The following is a 15,670-nucleotide window of genomic DNA, read 5'->3' as shown; positions in this document are numbered from 1 at the left end:
CGCCTAGCGGATGTTCGGGTCGAAGGTGAAGATCACCAGCGTGCCCAGCAGGACGGTGAACACCGTGGCGGTGTACAGCAGCATCTTCAGCCAGAAGCGGGTGTTGTCCCGTTCGGCGTAGTCGTTGATGACCGTACGGAGACCGTTGGCGCCGTGCAGCATGGCGAGCCACAGCATCGCCAGGTCCCACATCTGCCAGAACGGCGAGGCCCAGCGGCCGGCCACGAAGGCGAAGCCGACCTTGGAGACGCCGCCGTCCAGCACCAGCTGGATCAGCAGGTGGCCGATGACCAGGACGACCAGGACGATGCCCGACAGGCGCATGAAGAGCCAGGCGTACATCTCGAAGTTGGTGCGCGACCCCTTGGGCGTCTTGCCGGTCCGCGTACGCGGGGGCTCGATCACGGGGGCCGGATTGTCGACATCGTAGAGGCTGACGCCTTCGACTGCGCCGATCGCGGAAGTCTCGGTGGACATGGGCCTCAGCTCCCGAAGATGGAACGGACGGCGTGGCCGAGGACGGGGTACAGGGCCCCGACCATGAGCACGATCCAGATGCCCAGCACGGTCCAGAGCATCTGCTTCTGGAGTCGCGGGCCCTTGGCCCAGAAGTCCACAGCGATGATGCGGAGACCGTTCAGCGCGTGGAAGAGAATCGCGGCCACGAGGCCGTATTCAAGGAGCGCGACGGGCCATGTCTTGTACGTGGCCACGACCTCGTCGTAGGCCTCGGGGGAGACACGGACGAGAGCGGTGTCCAGGACGTGTACGAACAGGAAGAAGAAAATGAGGACACCGGTGACTCGATGAGCCACCCAGGACCACATGCCTTCCCGGCCGCGGTACAGCGTTCCAGCCGGCACGGAAGAACCCTCCGGGAGCGGGGATTGGGGTCGGCCGGCTTGACTGTCGGTCTGACCCGGCCGGGTACGGTCCACCGGCCCCGGCCATCGTAGCGACGGTTTGTCGGTTCGTTCGCGCCGGGGCCTCTGGTGTGATCAAAGTGGCAATCAAACAGGCACGTACGGCCTAGGGAGGGCCCGGGGACAGGCCTGTCCCCGGGGTCGGCGGCGTTCCGGAGCCGTCCGTAACCCGTTACTGACTCGATACCAGCCCGATGATGCGGCCCCGGGCGAGTCGCCGCATCTCGTCCGCCGTCACCACGCGTTCCTGGTCGGGGTCGTGGGCAAGCCTCGCCCGGATGCCGGCCAGCACCTGGTCGGGGTGCTCGACGGGCCGGACGCCGTCGAGGCAGATGACGAAGACATGCCCGAACTTCGACTCGTACGCGGCGTGCGCGGCGGCCAGCGCGACGTGGGCGGAGGGCGCCGCGTCGGGCGACAGGGCCGGGGAGGCCTCGGCGGCGAGCGCCTCGGCGCGGTCGGTGAGGGACAGGTCGTAGCCCGCCTCGTCGGCGGCGGCGAGCAGGGCGTCCAGGTCCGGGTAGGGGCGGTGGGCGGCCAGCCGCTGCGCCCAGCGGCGGCTGCCGAAGCAGTCGAGCAGCGCGGCCTCGACGTCGGCGGCGGGCGCGGCGTTGAGACGGTGCAGGCCCGAAACGTGCGAGCAGGGCCGGCCGGGTGCGGGCCCGCAGCTCTGTACGGGCACGGCGGCCCGCCGGGCGGGCCGGTGCGGTTGCTCCGGCAGGCCGGCGTGGGACTCGCTGGACCTGGACAGCGTGGGCTCCTCGAATCAGCGGCATCTGTGAACCTGGTGTGGGGAGGGATCGGAGTGACCAGGTGGATGCAGGGTGAAGGGAGAGATGAATGTGCCTCAAAGCTAGCGAGTCAGGGCAACGGCCGTCCGGCTGATGTGCGAATTTCACCCGGACGGGAGAGCGGACCGGAGAGTTTCGGGACGGCTGATGTACGAAACAGGTAGGAGAGTGCCCGGCTATCTCCTTACTTCTGCTCTCTTTCCCACTAAAACCGGAGGTTTCTGACCGATGTCGCTCTCACGCGGCGCCCTCGCGGCCGGTGCGGCCGTCACCGCGGCCGCCGCGGTGACGCTCACCGTCGTCCTGTGGCCCGACAGCTCCGACACCGCACGCAGGTCCGGGTCCCCGACCTCGACCTCGGCCACGTCCGCCGCCCCCACCCCCTCCCCGACCCGGAGCTACCCGCTCTCCAAGGCGCCCCGCGCCATCCCCGCCGTACGCGAGCACACCCCCGCCCACGGACCCGGCTGGCGGCCGGGCAAGGACAGCGCGGTGGTGATCGCCGGCGGCAGCAAGGGGCTCGACGACGAGGGGCGGCTGCTCGCGGGCGAGCTGAAGATCGCCTACCGGGGCCAGAAGGCGGCGCGGGCCGGCGATGTGGAACTGGCCCTCACTCCGACGGCCGAGGGCGGGCCGGAGTCGTACACGCTCAAGACCCACGACGGCCGCGTCACGATCAGCGGGCCCGGCCAGGCGGGCGTCTTCTACGGGACCCGCACCCTCAAGCAGTCGGTGCGGGCCGACGGAGTCATGCCCGAGGGCGAGGTGCGCGACCGGCCCGACCGCCCGCAGCGCGGGTTCAACCTCGACATCGCGCGCAAGTTCTACAGCGTCGGCTGGATCGAGGACCGGCTGCGCGACATGGCCGACCTCAAGCTCAACCAGCTCGGCCTGCACTTCTCCGACGACCAGGCCTTCCGCGTCCAGTCCGACACCCACCCCGAGATCGTGTCGCCCGAGCACCTGACCAAGGCGCAGGTCCGGCAGATCGTCACCCTGGCCGGCAAGCTGCACATCCAGGTCGTGCCGGAGATCGACTCCCCGGGCCACCTCGGCGCGGTCCTGCGCGCCCACCCCGACCTCCAGCTGCGCAATGTCTCGGGCGTCGCCTCGGCCGGATCGCTCGACATCTCCAAGCCCGGCGCGGCGAAACTCATCGACGAACTCCTCGGCGAGTACACCGAGCTCTTCCCCGGCTCCTACTGGCACCTGGGCGCCGACGAGTACCTCGCGCTGATGGCGCGGGACCCCGCCGCCTCCTACCCCCAGCTGCAGCGCGCCGCCGTGCGCAAGTACGGGCCGAAGGCCGGGATCGACGACCTCGCCACCGGCTGGCTCAACGACCGCGCGGCGGTGGTCCGCCCGCACGGCAAGCAGCCCAAGGCATGGAACGACGGCCTCTTCCGCGACAGCGTCGTCAAGGCCGAGAAGAACATCGAGATCGAGTACTGGACGGGCAAGGAGTACGGGGCCCGGCAGCCGGACGAGTACCTGCGCGAGGGCCGCAAGATGCTGAACCTCAACGACGAGTTCCTCTACTACGTACTCGGCCAGCCCAACGACTTCGTCTACCCCACCGGCAAGCGGATCTACGAGCAGTGGACCCCCCTCGTCATGCGCGGCACCACCCCCGTCCCGGCCCGCTACTCCCACCAGATCCTCGGCGGCCGCTTCGCCGTCTGGGGCGACCTGCCGAACGCCCAGACCGCGGCGCAGGTCGCGCAGGGCATCCGGATGCCGCTGCGCGCGACGTCCCAGAAGCTGTGGGACCCGGGGAAGCCGAAGCTGAGCTGGGACGGGTTCCGGAAGCTGGCCGGGGAGATCGACAAGGGCTGAGGCCGCTCGTCGGCCGGTTCCCGCTCAGCGCTCGGCTCTCTGGCGACGCCCTACGGACAGCAAGCGATTTCGGCCGCCCGCAGTGACGATTTTCGGCCATTCGGCGCTGAACGCGGTAACAGGAAGCACTGCGTCCCCATGCGTCCCGGCGTGGGGAGGGCCGACGGGAGACTGCCGATGAGCCTGCTGGAACTGATCGCCGCCGCCGACGAGCGGGGCCTGACCGCGAGCGGGGCCGCCTGCCTCGACCGCTGCCTGCCGCAGCCCGCCGACGGCGCGGACCCCGATCCGCTGCGCCCGCTCTGGGCCGGCTGCGCGGACGGGGCGGCCTGGCCGGACCGGCTGGCCGAGGCACGCGCGGCACTGGACGCCCTGCCGGGCGGGGACGCGACCGTCCAGCGCATCCGCGAACTGCTCGGCGCGGCCCCCGAGGTCCGGACGGGCGCCGGACTGCGCGACTGGGCCGACGACTGCTCGGTGCTAGCCCTGGAGATCCACCTCGGCCACGACGTCGAACGCACCGGCCCCGCGGAGCTGGTGGCGCGCTGCCGTGCGGGAGACCCGCGAGGGGCGGGACCGCTGCTGGCCGGGGAGACCGCGCGCCAGGCCCGGATCCTGGAGATGCTGGCGGAGATCGCCGACACGGCCCCGGCCGGCGCCGGGCTGCGCCAGGTGCTGGACGTGTCGGCCGAGGGGCAACGCGTGCTCCGCGCGGCGGCCTCGAGGCGCGCCCGCGTGAGTGACCTGCGCATGGCATAACGGCAGGTCAGGGGCTGGGGAAAAGGAGGATGATCGGGGCCGCCATTCTTGGCCCGAATGGGCAACGAAGCACCTTTGAACTGTCATTGCCCGGCCAGAGACCTTGGACTGCCAGGGTGTTTCGCCTGCTCCTGGCCGCTGTCGGCCGCGCGTTGGTCACGGCGGCCAAGGCCGAACCGGCCTTCCTGGGGCTGGAGCGCCAGCAGCCGATGCCTCCTGATGGGGCGGCCTGCGTGGATGTCAAGGAGCACGTGTGACGTGATGGAGCCCCCTTCAACACCTGAACTTCACCACGATGTCGCCTGGCCCTGTGTGGGTGGGCTGCTCACCCAACTTCGGTCCCTGTGGCGGTTCTCGGTGTGATCCGGTCGATGCGGAAGGGTTGCGCAATCGCATCCTCACTTCGTACAACCCGATCCGGGTGTGCTGAGTGTCACCTTGATGGTGTCTGACTTGTCTTCTCCAGGCTGAGATCCCACCTTGGCCGACAGGTGCAGCCCACACCTAAGCTCGCGTCGCAATAGTGAGAATTCTATGAGTAGAACGTGGGAGAGATGCGAAGACTTGGGCGGGGACCTTCGGGGCGGCGTTGCTGGGGGGTGATCGTCAGCGCGGCTCTTGCTGCGGGCGTGCTGCCGACGCTCGCCTTGGCGGGTGCAGTGCCCGCGGAAGCGGCGGCTTCGGCAGGCGCCGGAAGGGTGGAGCCGGCGGCCTCCGAGGCGCAGGCGCTGGCGAGGGCGAAGAAGTCGGGAGAGCCGGTAGAAGTTCTTTCTCAGCGGGGGGAGAGCAGCGAGGTCTTCGCTACCCCGCAGGGCGATCTGGAGGCCCGCGAGTATCTGCGCCCGGTGTGGACGCGGCAGGGTGGCGGGTGGAAGCAGGTCGACACGGATCTGGCAGTGACCGGGGAGGGGATGGTTGCGCCTAAGGCCACCACAGTGGGCCTGCAGTTCTCGGGGGGCGGCGACAAGGCGCCGCTGGTGCAGTTGCAGCGCGCGGGCCGGACCCTGAGTCTGTCGTGGCCCACGGCGCTCCCGTCCCCGCAGGTCAGCGGTGACACGGCCACCTACCGCGACGTACTGCCCGGTGTGGACCTGCGCATGGGTGCTCAGGAGGACGGTTTCACGCAGCTCCTGGTTGTGAAGACGGCCGAGGCCGCGGCCGGTAAGGAGCTTGAGGAGCTGCGTCTGAAGCTTGAGGTGGAGGGCCTGGATGTCAATGAGACTGCGGGCGGCGGCCTGAAGGCTACCGACGCGGGTGCCAAGGGTGCCGTGTTCGAGGCGCCGAGGCCGATGATGTGGGACTCCGGCACCGGCGCTGCGGACGGCACCGCGTCCGCGCTGACCGGGTCGGCCCGCACGACGGCAGCAGACGCAGGCGATGCAGAACCTGGCGCTGGTGAGTCGGCCAAACTGGCCGCGGTTGATGTGAGTGTGCCCGAGAGTGGGGATGAACTTGTCCTGACCCCGGATGAGGACGTCCTCAAGGGCAAAGACACCCAGTTCCCTGTGTTCATCGACCCGCAGTGGTACTCGCCGCGCGCCTCGGCATGGACGATGGCGTCGAAGTACTGGGCGTCGTCCCCGCAGTGGAAGTTCAACGGTGCCCACGACTCGGGCATGGGCTACTGCAACTGGTCCTACTGCAATCCGAACGACACCAAGCGGCTCTTCTACCGCATTCCGGTGTCGAAGTTCTCGGGCAAGTCGGTCCTTTCCGCCGAATTCGTGGTGCGCAATACCTGGTCGGCCTCGTGCAGCAAACGTGAGGTGGAGCTGTGGCAGACCAAGGACATCTCTGATAAGACGACCTGGAACTCGCAGAATGCCTCCGGTTTTTGGGCGAAAAAGCTGACGTCGGATTCGTTCGCGTACGGATACTCCGGCTGCGGTGCGCAGGACGCCGAGTTCAATGTGAAGTCCGCCGTGCAGGCAGCTGCTGATTCCAAGAGCGCGACGATGACGTTCGGGCTGCGAGCCGGCAGCGAGTCGGACGCCTACGGGTGGAAGCGATTCTCCGACAAGGCATATCTGCGGGTTAAGTACAACCGTCCGCCGGCGCAGTTGAAGTCGTCGCAGCTGACCATGGAGTATGGCGGCGCCTGCAAACCGTCCTCGAAGGCGGCGCGTGTGCGCACCCTGGGCAAGATCTACGCGAACAACGTGGCCGACCCTGACAAAGACAGCGTGTCGGTCCAGTTCCAGGCCAAGTGGGACAACGGCTCCTGGAGCCCCGCCAAGACGTCCGCGAAGAAATCGGGTTCCGACTTCGCGATCTCATTGCCGTCCTCGATCCCGAAGAACAAGACGGTGAACTGGTACGCACGCGTCTACGACGGTGCGCAGTACTCGCCGTGGTCGTACGCCGGTGACCCACAGGCGTGCTACTTCGTGTACGACACCGCGGTGCCGAAGGCTCCGTCGGTCGGTTCGGGCGATTATCCGGCCTCAGACCCGGCCGACCCCGATGACCCCTGGTACGACGGAGTGGGCCGCTACGGGTCGTTCGAGATCAAGGGCGCCGAATCGGATGTGACAACGTACTGGTACGGCGTCAACGGCGACCCCACCTCGGGGAACAAGATCACGACGTCGGGCGGTGCCGCGAAGATCGCGAAGGTACTCCCTGCCAAGCCGGGCCTCAACTTCTTCACGGCGCAGGCGTTCGACTCGGCCGGGAACGGCAGCGAGATCCGCACGTATCAGTACCGGGTGAAGGCAGGCCAGCCCGAACGGGCCACTTGGCAGTTGGACGAAGGACCGGACGCGAGCGAGGCCAAGGGGTCCACGCCCGGACGCACTCTGGCTCTGCACGGGGGCGCCGTGCCGGGTGTGGCCGGCACGCAGGGCACAGCGGTTCACTTCAACGGCACCGACGCGTACGCGTCCACTGACCTGCCGCCGGTGAACACCAGCGCCGGCTTCGCGGTTTCGTCATGGGTGAAGCTCGACAAGGTGCCGGACGCGACGGCGGACATAGTGCTCGTGCCGGGCAACAACGCTCCCGGTCTTGAGCTGTACTACTCGATGACGTTGGGATGGTCGTTCAACCAGTACAAGTCCGATGACGCGGCGAGCGGGATCGTACGCGCGACGCAGGGCGACACCGGGAAGGTGAAGGTCGGCACGTGGACGCATCTGGTCGGGTCCTACGACTCGGCCCGTGACGTCATGGAACTGTTCGTCGACGGCAAGCTGGTGGCGTCGACCCCTTACAGCGCGCCTTGGGAGGCGCGTCGTGGTCTGCTGATCGGCGGGAAGAACTTCACGGGTACCGTCTCGGCTCTGTTCCCGGGGGCGATTGACGAAGTGCAGATGTTTGACAAGCCGCTCGCCCAAGGAGAGGTCGACAATCTCCACGCGTTCAAGAGCGTCGGTGACCCGGGCCGGCCCGCGATCGCGATCTTCGGCCTCGACGAGCCCGCTGATGCCACAGAGATCACGGGGCACGGTGGCGTACTGCCCGCCACGTACAACGGCACGGTGACCACCGGCGTCGAGGGTATCGCCGGCAAGGCCACCCACTTCGACGGCACCAGCGGCTACGCGAAGATCGGCCGGGCCAGCGGGGCGCACGTGAACACCTCGCGAGCCTTCACCGTTTCCGCCTGGGCCAAACTCGACAAGGCGCCGTCCCAGGCCGCCATCATCACCGCGCAGGCAGGTACGGACCGGCCCGGATTCGAGCTGTACTACTCGTCCGCCTACAAGCGTTGGGCCGTCAACCAGTACGCCGTCGACGCACCTGACGCCTCCATCATCCGGGCGACGCAGCCCGAGGGAACCACCGCGCAGATTGGTACCTGGACCCACCTCGTCGGAGTTCACGACCCCGTGGCAGACACCCTCACGCTCTACGTCAACGGGCGGCGCGCCGGCTCCACGAAGCTCGCCGGAGCCTTCTACGCCGACCAGTCCATGTACATCGGGGCGGGGAGCTACAGCGGATCCGTCACCAACTTCTTTCCCGGAACCATCGATGACGTCCGGCTGCTGGACCGGTCGGTATCGGCCGAGGAAGTCCAGCAGATGTACATGCAACGCCCCTCGGTCAAGACGCGGTGGAAGTTCGACACGGCCAGCGGTTCCAGCACGGTCACCACACCCAACGAAATCTCCGGCGCACCTGCACTGACCTTGAACGGCGGCGCCACGCAGGCTGATGGGACCGGCACCATCGACACCGCCGGAGTGATGGGCGGACTGCAGCTGGACGGCATCAGCAGCTACGCGTCGACCAGCACCGTCCCTGTCGACACCTCGGGCAGCTTCACCCTTACAGCGTGGGCTCAGGCCTCGGCGATACCGGAGGACGCTGTCGCCCTGGCTAGCGCGGAAGGCACCAAGCAGTCGGCGTTCACGGTGAGGTTCGTGCCCGATGCCACCGACCCGGAGAACAGCCCCGGGCGCTGGCAGCTGGGTGTCGCGGACAGCGACAGCACGCAAGCCACGGTGGCTCAGGTCGACAACAGCAACTTCTGGGACGCCCGGGAGTGGAGCCATCTCACACTGGTCTACGACGGCTTCGCTAGGCAGGCCCGTCTCTATGTCAACGGCAGCCTGGAGGAAGTCGCCTGTACTGATGCCGATGGTGATGGTGATGGTGATGCCAGCACCTGCCAGGACGCGGTTCCCTGGGCGGAGAACGCGCTCGCCTTCAAGGCGACGTCCCTGCAGTTCGGCCGGGAAGGCATCGGCTCCGACGCCGGACAGTACTTCCCCGGCGTGGTCGACGACGCGTGGGTTTTCCAGAGCCCGCTGAGTGACGACCAAGTTTACAAGCTGGCGACCAGTTTCTACGACGTACCCACCGTGGTGCCCGGTAGCTGACCGTTCTGCCCGGCGGGGCGTCTGGCTATCAGTCCTGACGCCCCGCCTTCTTCTCATTCAACGCGTGCGTCCCAGTGCTGTGGCCGCACGCGTCCTTCGATGGAGGATTAATCCAGAGATGTCTCGAATAAGAAAGCCACGTCGTGCCTCGGGAAGGGTCAGGCGCACGGTTGCCCTGGCAGCCTCCACGGCCATGCTGGCCACACTGGTCCAGGCAATCGCGTTCGCACCGGCCGCCAACGCGGCAGGTGCGGGGCGGCCCGGCATCAGCGATCCGGACAAGCCGGTTGCCGGGCATGGACTCGACAAGCTTGAGCCCCGCAAACTTCAAAAAGGCCCACGCACCCCGCAGGAGGCGCCGAAGTCCACCTGGCCCACGCCTGATGACGCCGTCGTCACCCTCACCGAGGCGGGAGCGACGGCCGGTAGTCCCGTCCAGGCCGAGAGCCTTCCGCCAAAGCTGAATACACCGTCGACACGGCAGGCCGAGAAGCCACTCGACGGCAGGATCACCACTCGTGTTCTGTCGCAGAAGGCTGCCACGGAGGCCGGTGTCGACGGGCTGCTGTTCACCCTGCAGCCGCAGTCCGCCGACGGCGCGGGCAGCGTCGGAGCGACCGTCGACTACGAGAAATTCGCCCAGGTCCACGGCGGCGGCTACGGCTCGCGGCTGACTCTGGTTGAGCTGCCGGCGTGCGCGCTGACAACCCCGTCCGAGGCTCAGTGCCGCTCGACCCGGCCCGTCGTCACCACCAACGACACCGAGAAGCAGACCTTGACGGCCAGGTCCGTGGAGGTGAGGTCCGGAATCCCGACCGTGCTCGCCGCCGTCGCAGGCGACGGCGCCAAGTCCGGTGACTACAAGGCGACCCCGCTGTCCCCATCGGCAACCTGGAACACGAGCCTCAACACCGGTGACTTCAACTGGTCCTATGACGTCGATGTCCCGGATGTGACGGGAGATCTCAGCCCCAAAGTTGCCCTGTCGTACTCATCGGGCACTATCGACGGTCGCACCGGTAACACCAACAATCAGTCCTCCTGGGTCGGTGATGGCTTCGACCTGTCACCTGGCTTCATAGAGCGGCGCTACAAGCCGTGTGCCGAGGACGGGCAGAAGGCCGACGACGGTGTTAGCAGGCCCGGCGACCTGTGCTGGGGCTACGACAACGCGTTCATCTCCTTCAACGGCAAGGGCGGGGAACTCGTCCCGACCGGCACGGCCGACGTGTACAAGCTCAAGAACGATGACGGCACGCTGGTCAACCGGCTGCGTAACATCGCACTGGCCAACGGCGACAACGACGGGGAGTACTGGCGCGTTACCACCCCGGACGGTACGAAGTACTACTTCGGATTCAATAGACCCTCCGGATGGACTGCGGACAAAGAGGAGACCAACTCGTCCTGGACCGTGCCCGTCTACGGCGACGATGCCGGTGAACCCTGCCACAAGGACACCTTCGCCGAGTCCTGGTGCCAGCAGACCTGGCGCTGGAACCTGGACGCTGTCGTCGATGTGCACGGCAACAAGATGAACTACTACTACGGCAAGGAGGCCAACTCCTACGGCCGTAACCTCAAGGCCGCCGACGACACCTCGTACACACGTGGTGGCTACCTCAAGCGCATCGAGTACGGCCTGCGAACGAACTACTACGACAACCCCCTGGCCAAGGTCGAGTTCACCAGTACCGAGCGCTGCATCCCCGATGCCCACACGGACTGCTCGTCGATCTCCAAGAACTCGGCCTACTGGTACGACACACCGTGGGACATGAACTGCGAGGCAGGAACAGACTGCGACAAGGGCCGGATGTCGCCCACGTTCTGGACTCGCAAGCGGCTGACCGGCATCACCACGAAGGTCCTCAAGGGCGATGCCTACACCGCCGTCGACTCCTGGAGTCTGACCCATCGCTGGGGCCAGGCAGACATCGACTACCAGTTGCTGCTGGACTCAATCCAGCACACCGGCCACACCGGCCCCGCAACGCAGCCTGACATCACCCTGCCGAAGGTCACCCTTGCCTACACCCAGCTCGCCAACCGGCTCGACAAGACCGGCGACGGCTACGCCCCGTTCATCAAGGCGCGCCTGTCCACTGTCGACGACGAGTACGGCGGCCAGATCGACGTCAACTACTCCGCCCCGGCCTGCGACGCCTCCGCACTGCCCACACCAGAGACCAACACCACGCGTTGCTTCCCGCAGATGATCTCGGAATCGGCGGACGAGGATCCACGTACGCACTGGTTCAACAAGTACGTGGTCGCCTCCGTCACTCAGAGCGACCGCACCGGCGGCGCCCCCGACGCTGTGACCGCCTACGACTACCTCGGGGATGCTGCGTGGCACTACGACGATGATGACGGTCTGACCCGGGAGAGGAGCAAGTCTTGGTCCCAGTGGCGTGGCTACGGCCACGTTCGCGTCAAGACCGGCGGCCAGGGCGGTGATGCCGCCATGAAATCCCAGTCCGACTCCTACTTCCTGCGAGGCATGGACGGCGACCGCAAGAACAAGGACGGTGGCACCAAGTCCGTGATGATCGCGCTCGACACGGGCGAAGGCGATGCGATCGCCGACGACCAATCGGGTGCCGGGTTCACGTACAAGAGTGCTACCTACTCCGGTCCCGGTGGCAAGGTCCTGTCGAAGACCGTGAACCAGCCCTGGCACCGCGAGACCGCGAAGAAGGCCCGTGACTGGGGCACGGTCACGGCCAATCAGACCGGCACCCTCAACACCTGGAACTGGTCCTCGCTGGACGGCGGGGTCGGCACCGAATGGCGCAAGAAGTACGTCTCCTACTCTCATGACACCGCGGGGCGCGTGGTTAAGCAGCACGACGCGGGCGATACGGCCACCGCGGCCGACAACCAGTGCACCGTCACCACCTACGCGACCAACACGTCGGCCAACATCCTCGACAAGGTCTCCCGGGTTGAGACCGTCGGCGCAGCCTGCGTCGGCACTCCGGACCGCAGCAAGGATGTGATCTCCGACGTCCGCACCGCCTACGACAACGCCGCCTACGATGCTGCACCCACCAAGGGTGATGCCACAGCGACGGCAGTACTCAACGAGCACGACGGCGTCACCGACACTTACACCGAAGACGACACCACCTACGACCCCTACGGTCGTCCTCTGTCCGTGACCACCACGGCTGCCGACGTCACCGCCAAGGAAGGCGGCGTGCCGACGCGGACTCCGCGCACCGGCGAGCTGACCAACACCACCGTCTACAGCCCGGCCACGGGCTTCCCCACGACCACCACGACCACCACGCCGCCGGCCAGGAGCGGTGACGCGAACTCCGTACAGACCGCGACCACGACCCTGGACCCGCTGCGCGGCCGACCCGTGACCCAGAAGGACACCAACGGGAAGGTCACCGCCTTCAGCTACGACGCACTGGGCCGCAGCGACAAGGTATGGCGTGCCGACCGCAAGACGGGGCAGACCCCGTCCTTCGACTTCGACTACTTCATCGACGAGGGCAAGGCCGCCGCGGTTCGCACGCTGACCCTCGACAACAAGGGCGGTCAGATCGCCTCCTACGCTCTGTACGACGGCCTTCTGCGCGAGCGCCAGACCCAGGATGTGGGTCCGGCCGGCGGCCGGCTGCTCACCGACAAGTTCTACGACGAGCGCGGTCTGCTCGCCAAGACCTTCGGTTCGTACTACACCGAGGGTGCTCCGAAGCGTGATCTGTTCAAGCCCGCCGACGCCCTCGGCGTCGAGTCGCAGACCCGCATGACGTACGACGGTCTGGGCCGAGAGACGGAGTCGAAGCAGATCGCCGGCAACGGTGACGGTGGCGCCGTGCTAGGTGTCACGAGGACCATCTACGGAGGCGACCGCACGACGGTCATCCCGCCAGTCGGCGGCACCGCCACCACAACCCTCACCGACGCACGCGGCAACGTCGTCGAAAGCCGGCAACTCCACAGTCGCGACGCCGGCGCCGCCTATGACGCCACCCACTACACCTACACACCCGCGGGCAAGTCGGCCTCAGTCACCGATCCGGCCGGCAACACCTGGAAGTACCAGTACGACCAGCGAGGCAACCAGATCCTGGCCGACGACCCGGACAAGGGAGAGACCAGGAGCACCTACGACGACCGCAATCAGCTCGTCACGACCGAGGACGCCCGGCACACCGTTCTGTTCCGCACCTACGATCAGCTCGGGAGGCAGATCGAACTGCGGGACGAGAACGCGTCCGGTGCGCTGCGCGCGTCATGGCTCTACGACACGATCGCGGGGGCAAAGGGGCAGTTGGCCTCGTCCACCCGCTATGCCGGGAAGGACGAGTACACCACCAAGGTCACTCAGTACGACCAGTTGTACCGCCCGACCCGCACCGCAATGACCGTCCCCGCAGCTGAAGGCGGCCTGGCCGGCACCTACCAGTCAAGCACCAGCTACGAGACGTCCGGTCTGATCGGCGGCGTTTCCTACTCCGCGGCCGGCTCACTGCCCGGTGGCTCCTACAGCTACACGTACGACAACGCCACCCTGCGTCCGACATCCGTCCTCGGCGACGGATTCACGACTGACACCAGCTACTCCCTGACCGGCAGGCCCCTGCAGTACGCCTACAGTTCCACTGCCGAGGGAGCCAAGAAGATCTGGGCGACCAACACCTACGAGTGGGGTACCCAGCGCTTGGCCACTTCGCGTGTCGATCGCGAGAACGTCCCCGGGGTCGACCGGAGTAACGCCTACAAGTACGACGAGGCCGGCAACGTCGTGTCCGTCTCGGACGTCGCACGTGCCGGGACCGACGCCCAGTGCTTCGACTACGACTACCTGAGGCGTATGACGGAAGCCTGGAGCCAAGGCAGCACGGTTTGTGCGACCAGCCCCAGTGAGAGCGCTGCCGGCGGCGTGGCTCCGTACTGGAACTCCTACACCTTCGACCAGTCGGGCAATCGCAAGACAGAGGCGATTCACGATCTCGGCGCCGACAAGGCTCAGGACACGGAGCGCGTCTATGCCTACCCGGCCGCTGGGAGCAGTCGGCCCCACGCCCTCACGGATGTCACTCAGACCGGATCGGGAGATGCGTCCAAGGACACGTACAAGTACGACGCCACCGGCAACACCACCGATCGCGTTCTCCGGGGCGGTGCCCAGAAGCTGACCTGGGACGCGGAGGGCCACCTCGCCAAGGTTACCCAGCCCGTCGAGGGCAAGGCGGACGAAGTCACCGAATACATCTACGGCACCGACGGCACTCGACTCGTCCAGCGGAGCTCCAAGCAGACCACGCTCTATGTCGGCAACACCGAACTTGTGCTGGCCAAGGGTGCGGCGAAGTCGAAGGCCACTCGCTACATAGACCTCGGCGGGGGCAGCCAAGCCGTACAGTCCGACGACGGAAAGGTCTCCATCACCGTTGCCGATAGCGTCGGGACCGGTCAACTCGCCATCCGCGTCGGCGACCTCAGCCTTTCGGAGCGTCGCACGCTTCCCTTCGGAGGCACCCGCGGTACGGAGACGGGCAGCTGGCCCGGAACCAAGGGCTTCATCGGCGGGGTGGACGACACCGACACGACAGGGCTCACCCATCTCGGAGCCCGTGAATACGACTCCACCACCGGCCGGTTCATCTCCGTCGACCCGATCATGGATTCGGGCGACCCCCAGCAGATGAACGGATACACCTACAGCAACAACAACCCCGCCACGTTCAGCGACCCCACCGGCCAGAAGTTCTGTGCGGATGACTGCAGGCACCAGGACGACTACGTAGACTATCAAGGCGGTAAGGCCCATTACGTACACGTTGGCACGGGAGGTGGCGGCGGGGGCTCCGGCAGCGGATCCGGCGGTGGCAGCGGAGACTCACGCAAGGACGAGATCGGCAACCGCGCGGCAGCAGGCTATCGTTCCGGGTTCTCATTCCTGGACACCGAAGCCATCCTCAACCCGAATGCCGCCCAATTGGTGGCTCTCTGGTTCATGGGCGCGACACCGGCCGCTTATCACTTCGATGACTCCGACAAGATGACGCAGGATGTGAAGCGTCATATCTGGATGTCCGTTGTGCGTCGTTATCTGACGCATCGTGAGGGGGTAAGAATCGGTGAGAGCATCAAGGGTCTGGACTACAAGACCATGTACGGGGCAAGGATGAATGACCTGCCGCTCAAGGGTATGATGGCCGGCGAAATGTCCGATGCGGTCATGCAATTGCTTGGCGACAACTCCCCTGCTACGGCAGAAGGTGCGACCCGCGCTGCGCTTGGTTCCTTCAATCTCAAGGCCAAGGTGACGGGCTACAATAAGCTGTCGAAACGGGGGTCGGTCGAGTTCAAGATCACCCAATCGATGACCGTGGAATCCCTGACGCGGGGTGTTTCCAAAGAGGGGTACGAGGGCGGAGCCAAGGATCCCATGGCTGCGGCATTGTCCGGAGGTATGCGCGCGATGTTTCCCAACGGGCAAAAGGAAGCCAAGATGACCTTCCGCTGGACCGAGCACATACTGATGCCGGAGCCCGGACGATGAGGCGCG

Annotated in this window: 8 protein-coding genes; 5 read left to right on the top strand and 3 right to left on the bottom strand. The window is 66.7% G+C overall.

The genetic code is table 11. From position 1 onward, the window contains the following. Positions 1-3: 3 nt before the first annotated feature. From ACGFU6_RS13875 to ACGFU6_RS13865, 3 genes are all read right to left on the bottom strand, one after another. Positions 4-477, bottom strand: coding sequence for a succinate dehydrogenase hydrophobic membrane anchor subunit (locus ACGFU6_RS13875; RefSeq protein WP_024488891.1), 474 nt, complete (start codon positions 475-477; stop codon positions 4-6). Between the two features lie 5 nt (positions 478-482). Continuing rightward, positions 483-863 carry a succinate dehydrogenase, cytochrome b556 subunit gene (sdhC, locus tag ACGFU6_RS13870; protein ID WP_073732547.1) on the bottom strand — a complete coding sequence of 127 codons (381 nt, stop codon included), beginning with the start codon at positions 861-863 and terminating at the stop codon, positions 483-485. Between the two features lie 232 nt (positions 864-1,095). Then, complete coding sequence (locus ACGFU6_RS13865) at positions 1,096-1,605, bottom strand: 2-oxo-4-hydroxy-4-carboxy-5-ureidoimidazoline decarboxylase (protein WP_393610641.1); 510 nt, start codon at positions 1,603-1,605, stop codon at positions 1,096-1,098. A 337-nt stretch (positions 1,606-1,942) separates the two neighbouring features. Between ACGFU6_RS13865 and ACGFU6_RS13860 the strand changes: the two genes are divergently transcribed. The 5 genes from ACGFU6_RS13860 (at position 1,943) to ACGFU6_RS13840 (ending at position 15,664) form a co-directional block, all read left to right on the top strand. After that, on the top strand, positions 1,943-3,550 hold the full coding sequence (locus ACGFU6_RS13860; protein WP_393610639.1) for a glycoside hydrolase family 20 protein: 1,608 nt from the start codon (positions 1,943-1,945) through the stop codon (positions 3,548-3,550). Positions 3,551-3,727: 177 nt separating this feature from the next. After that, entirely contained in the window at positions 3,728-4,309 is a 582-nt protein-coding gene (locus ACGFU6_RS13855) for a hypothetical protein (RefSeq protein WP_393610638.1), read from the top strand. A 116-nt stretch (positions 4,310-4,425) separates the two neighbouring features. After that, complete coding sequence (locus tag ACGFU6_RS13850) at positions 4,426-4,566, top strand: hypothetical protein (RefSeq protein ID WP_393610636.1); 141 nt, start codon at positions 4,426-4,428, stop codon at positions 4,564-4,566. Positions 4,567-4,863: 297 nt separating this feature from the next. Next, positions 4,864-9,135: a LamG-like jellyroll fold domain-containing protein gene (locus ACGFU6_RS13845; protein WP_393610809.1), complete on the top strand. Its 4,272-nt coding sequence runs from the start codon at positions 4,864-4,866 to the stop codon at positions 9,133-9,135. Positions 9,136-9,328: 193 nt separating this feature from the next. After that, entirely contained in the window at positions 9,329-15,664 is a 6,336-nt protein-coding gene (locus ACGFU6_RS13840; protein WP_393610634.1) for an RHS repeat-associated core domain-containing protein, read from the top strand. The last annotated feature ends 6 nt before the right edge of the window (positions 15,665-15,670 follow it).

It is taken from the genome of Streptomyces sp. NPDC048462 (assembly GCF_043200175.1).
GTDB lineage: Bacteria > Actinomycetota > Actinomycetes > Streptomycetales > Streptomycetaceae > Streptomyces.
Note: the sequence above shows the minus strand (reverse complement) of the source record. Positions and strands in the feature narration are given on the sequence as shown.

Excerpts from the sequence above, each read along its gene's own strand:
- ACGFU6_RS13845 (WP_393610809.1), top strand. The coding sequence starts at position 4,864 with ATGCGAAGACTTGGGCGGGGACCTTCGGGGCGGCGTTGCTGGGGGGTG.
- ACGFU6_RS13855 (WP_393610638.1), top strand. The coding sequence starts at position 3,728 with ATGAGCCTGCTGGAACTGATCGCCGCCGCCGACGAGCGGGGCCTGACC.
- ACGFU6_RS13875 (WP_024488891.1), bottom strand. The coding sequence starts at position 477 with ATGTCCACCGAGACTTCCGCGATCGGCGCAGTCGAAGGCGTCAGCCTC.
- ACGFU6_RS13840 (WP_393610634.1), top strand. The coding sequence starts at position 9,329 with ATGCTGGCCACACTGGTCCAGGCAATCGCGTTCGCACCGGCCGCCAAC.
- ACGFU6_RS13860 (WP_393610639.1), top strand. The coding sequence starts at position 1,943 with ATGTCGCTCTCACGCGGCGCCCTCGCGGCCGGTGCGGCCGTCACCGCG.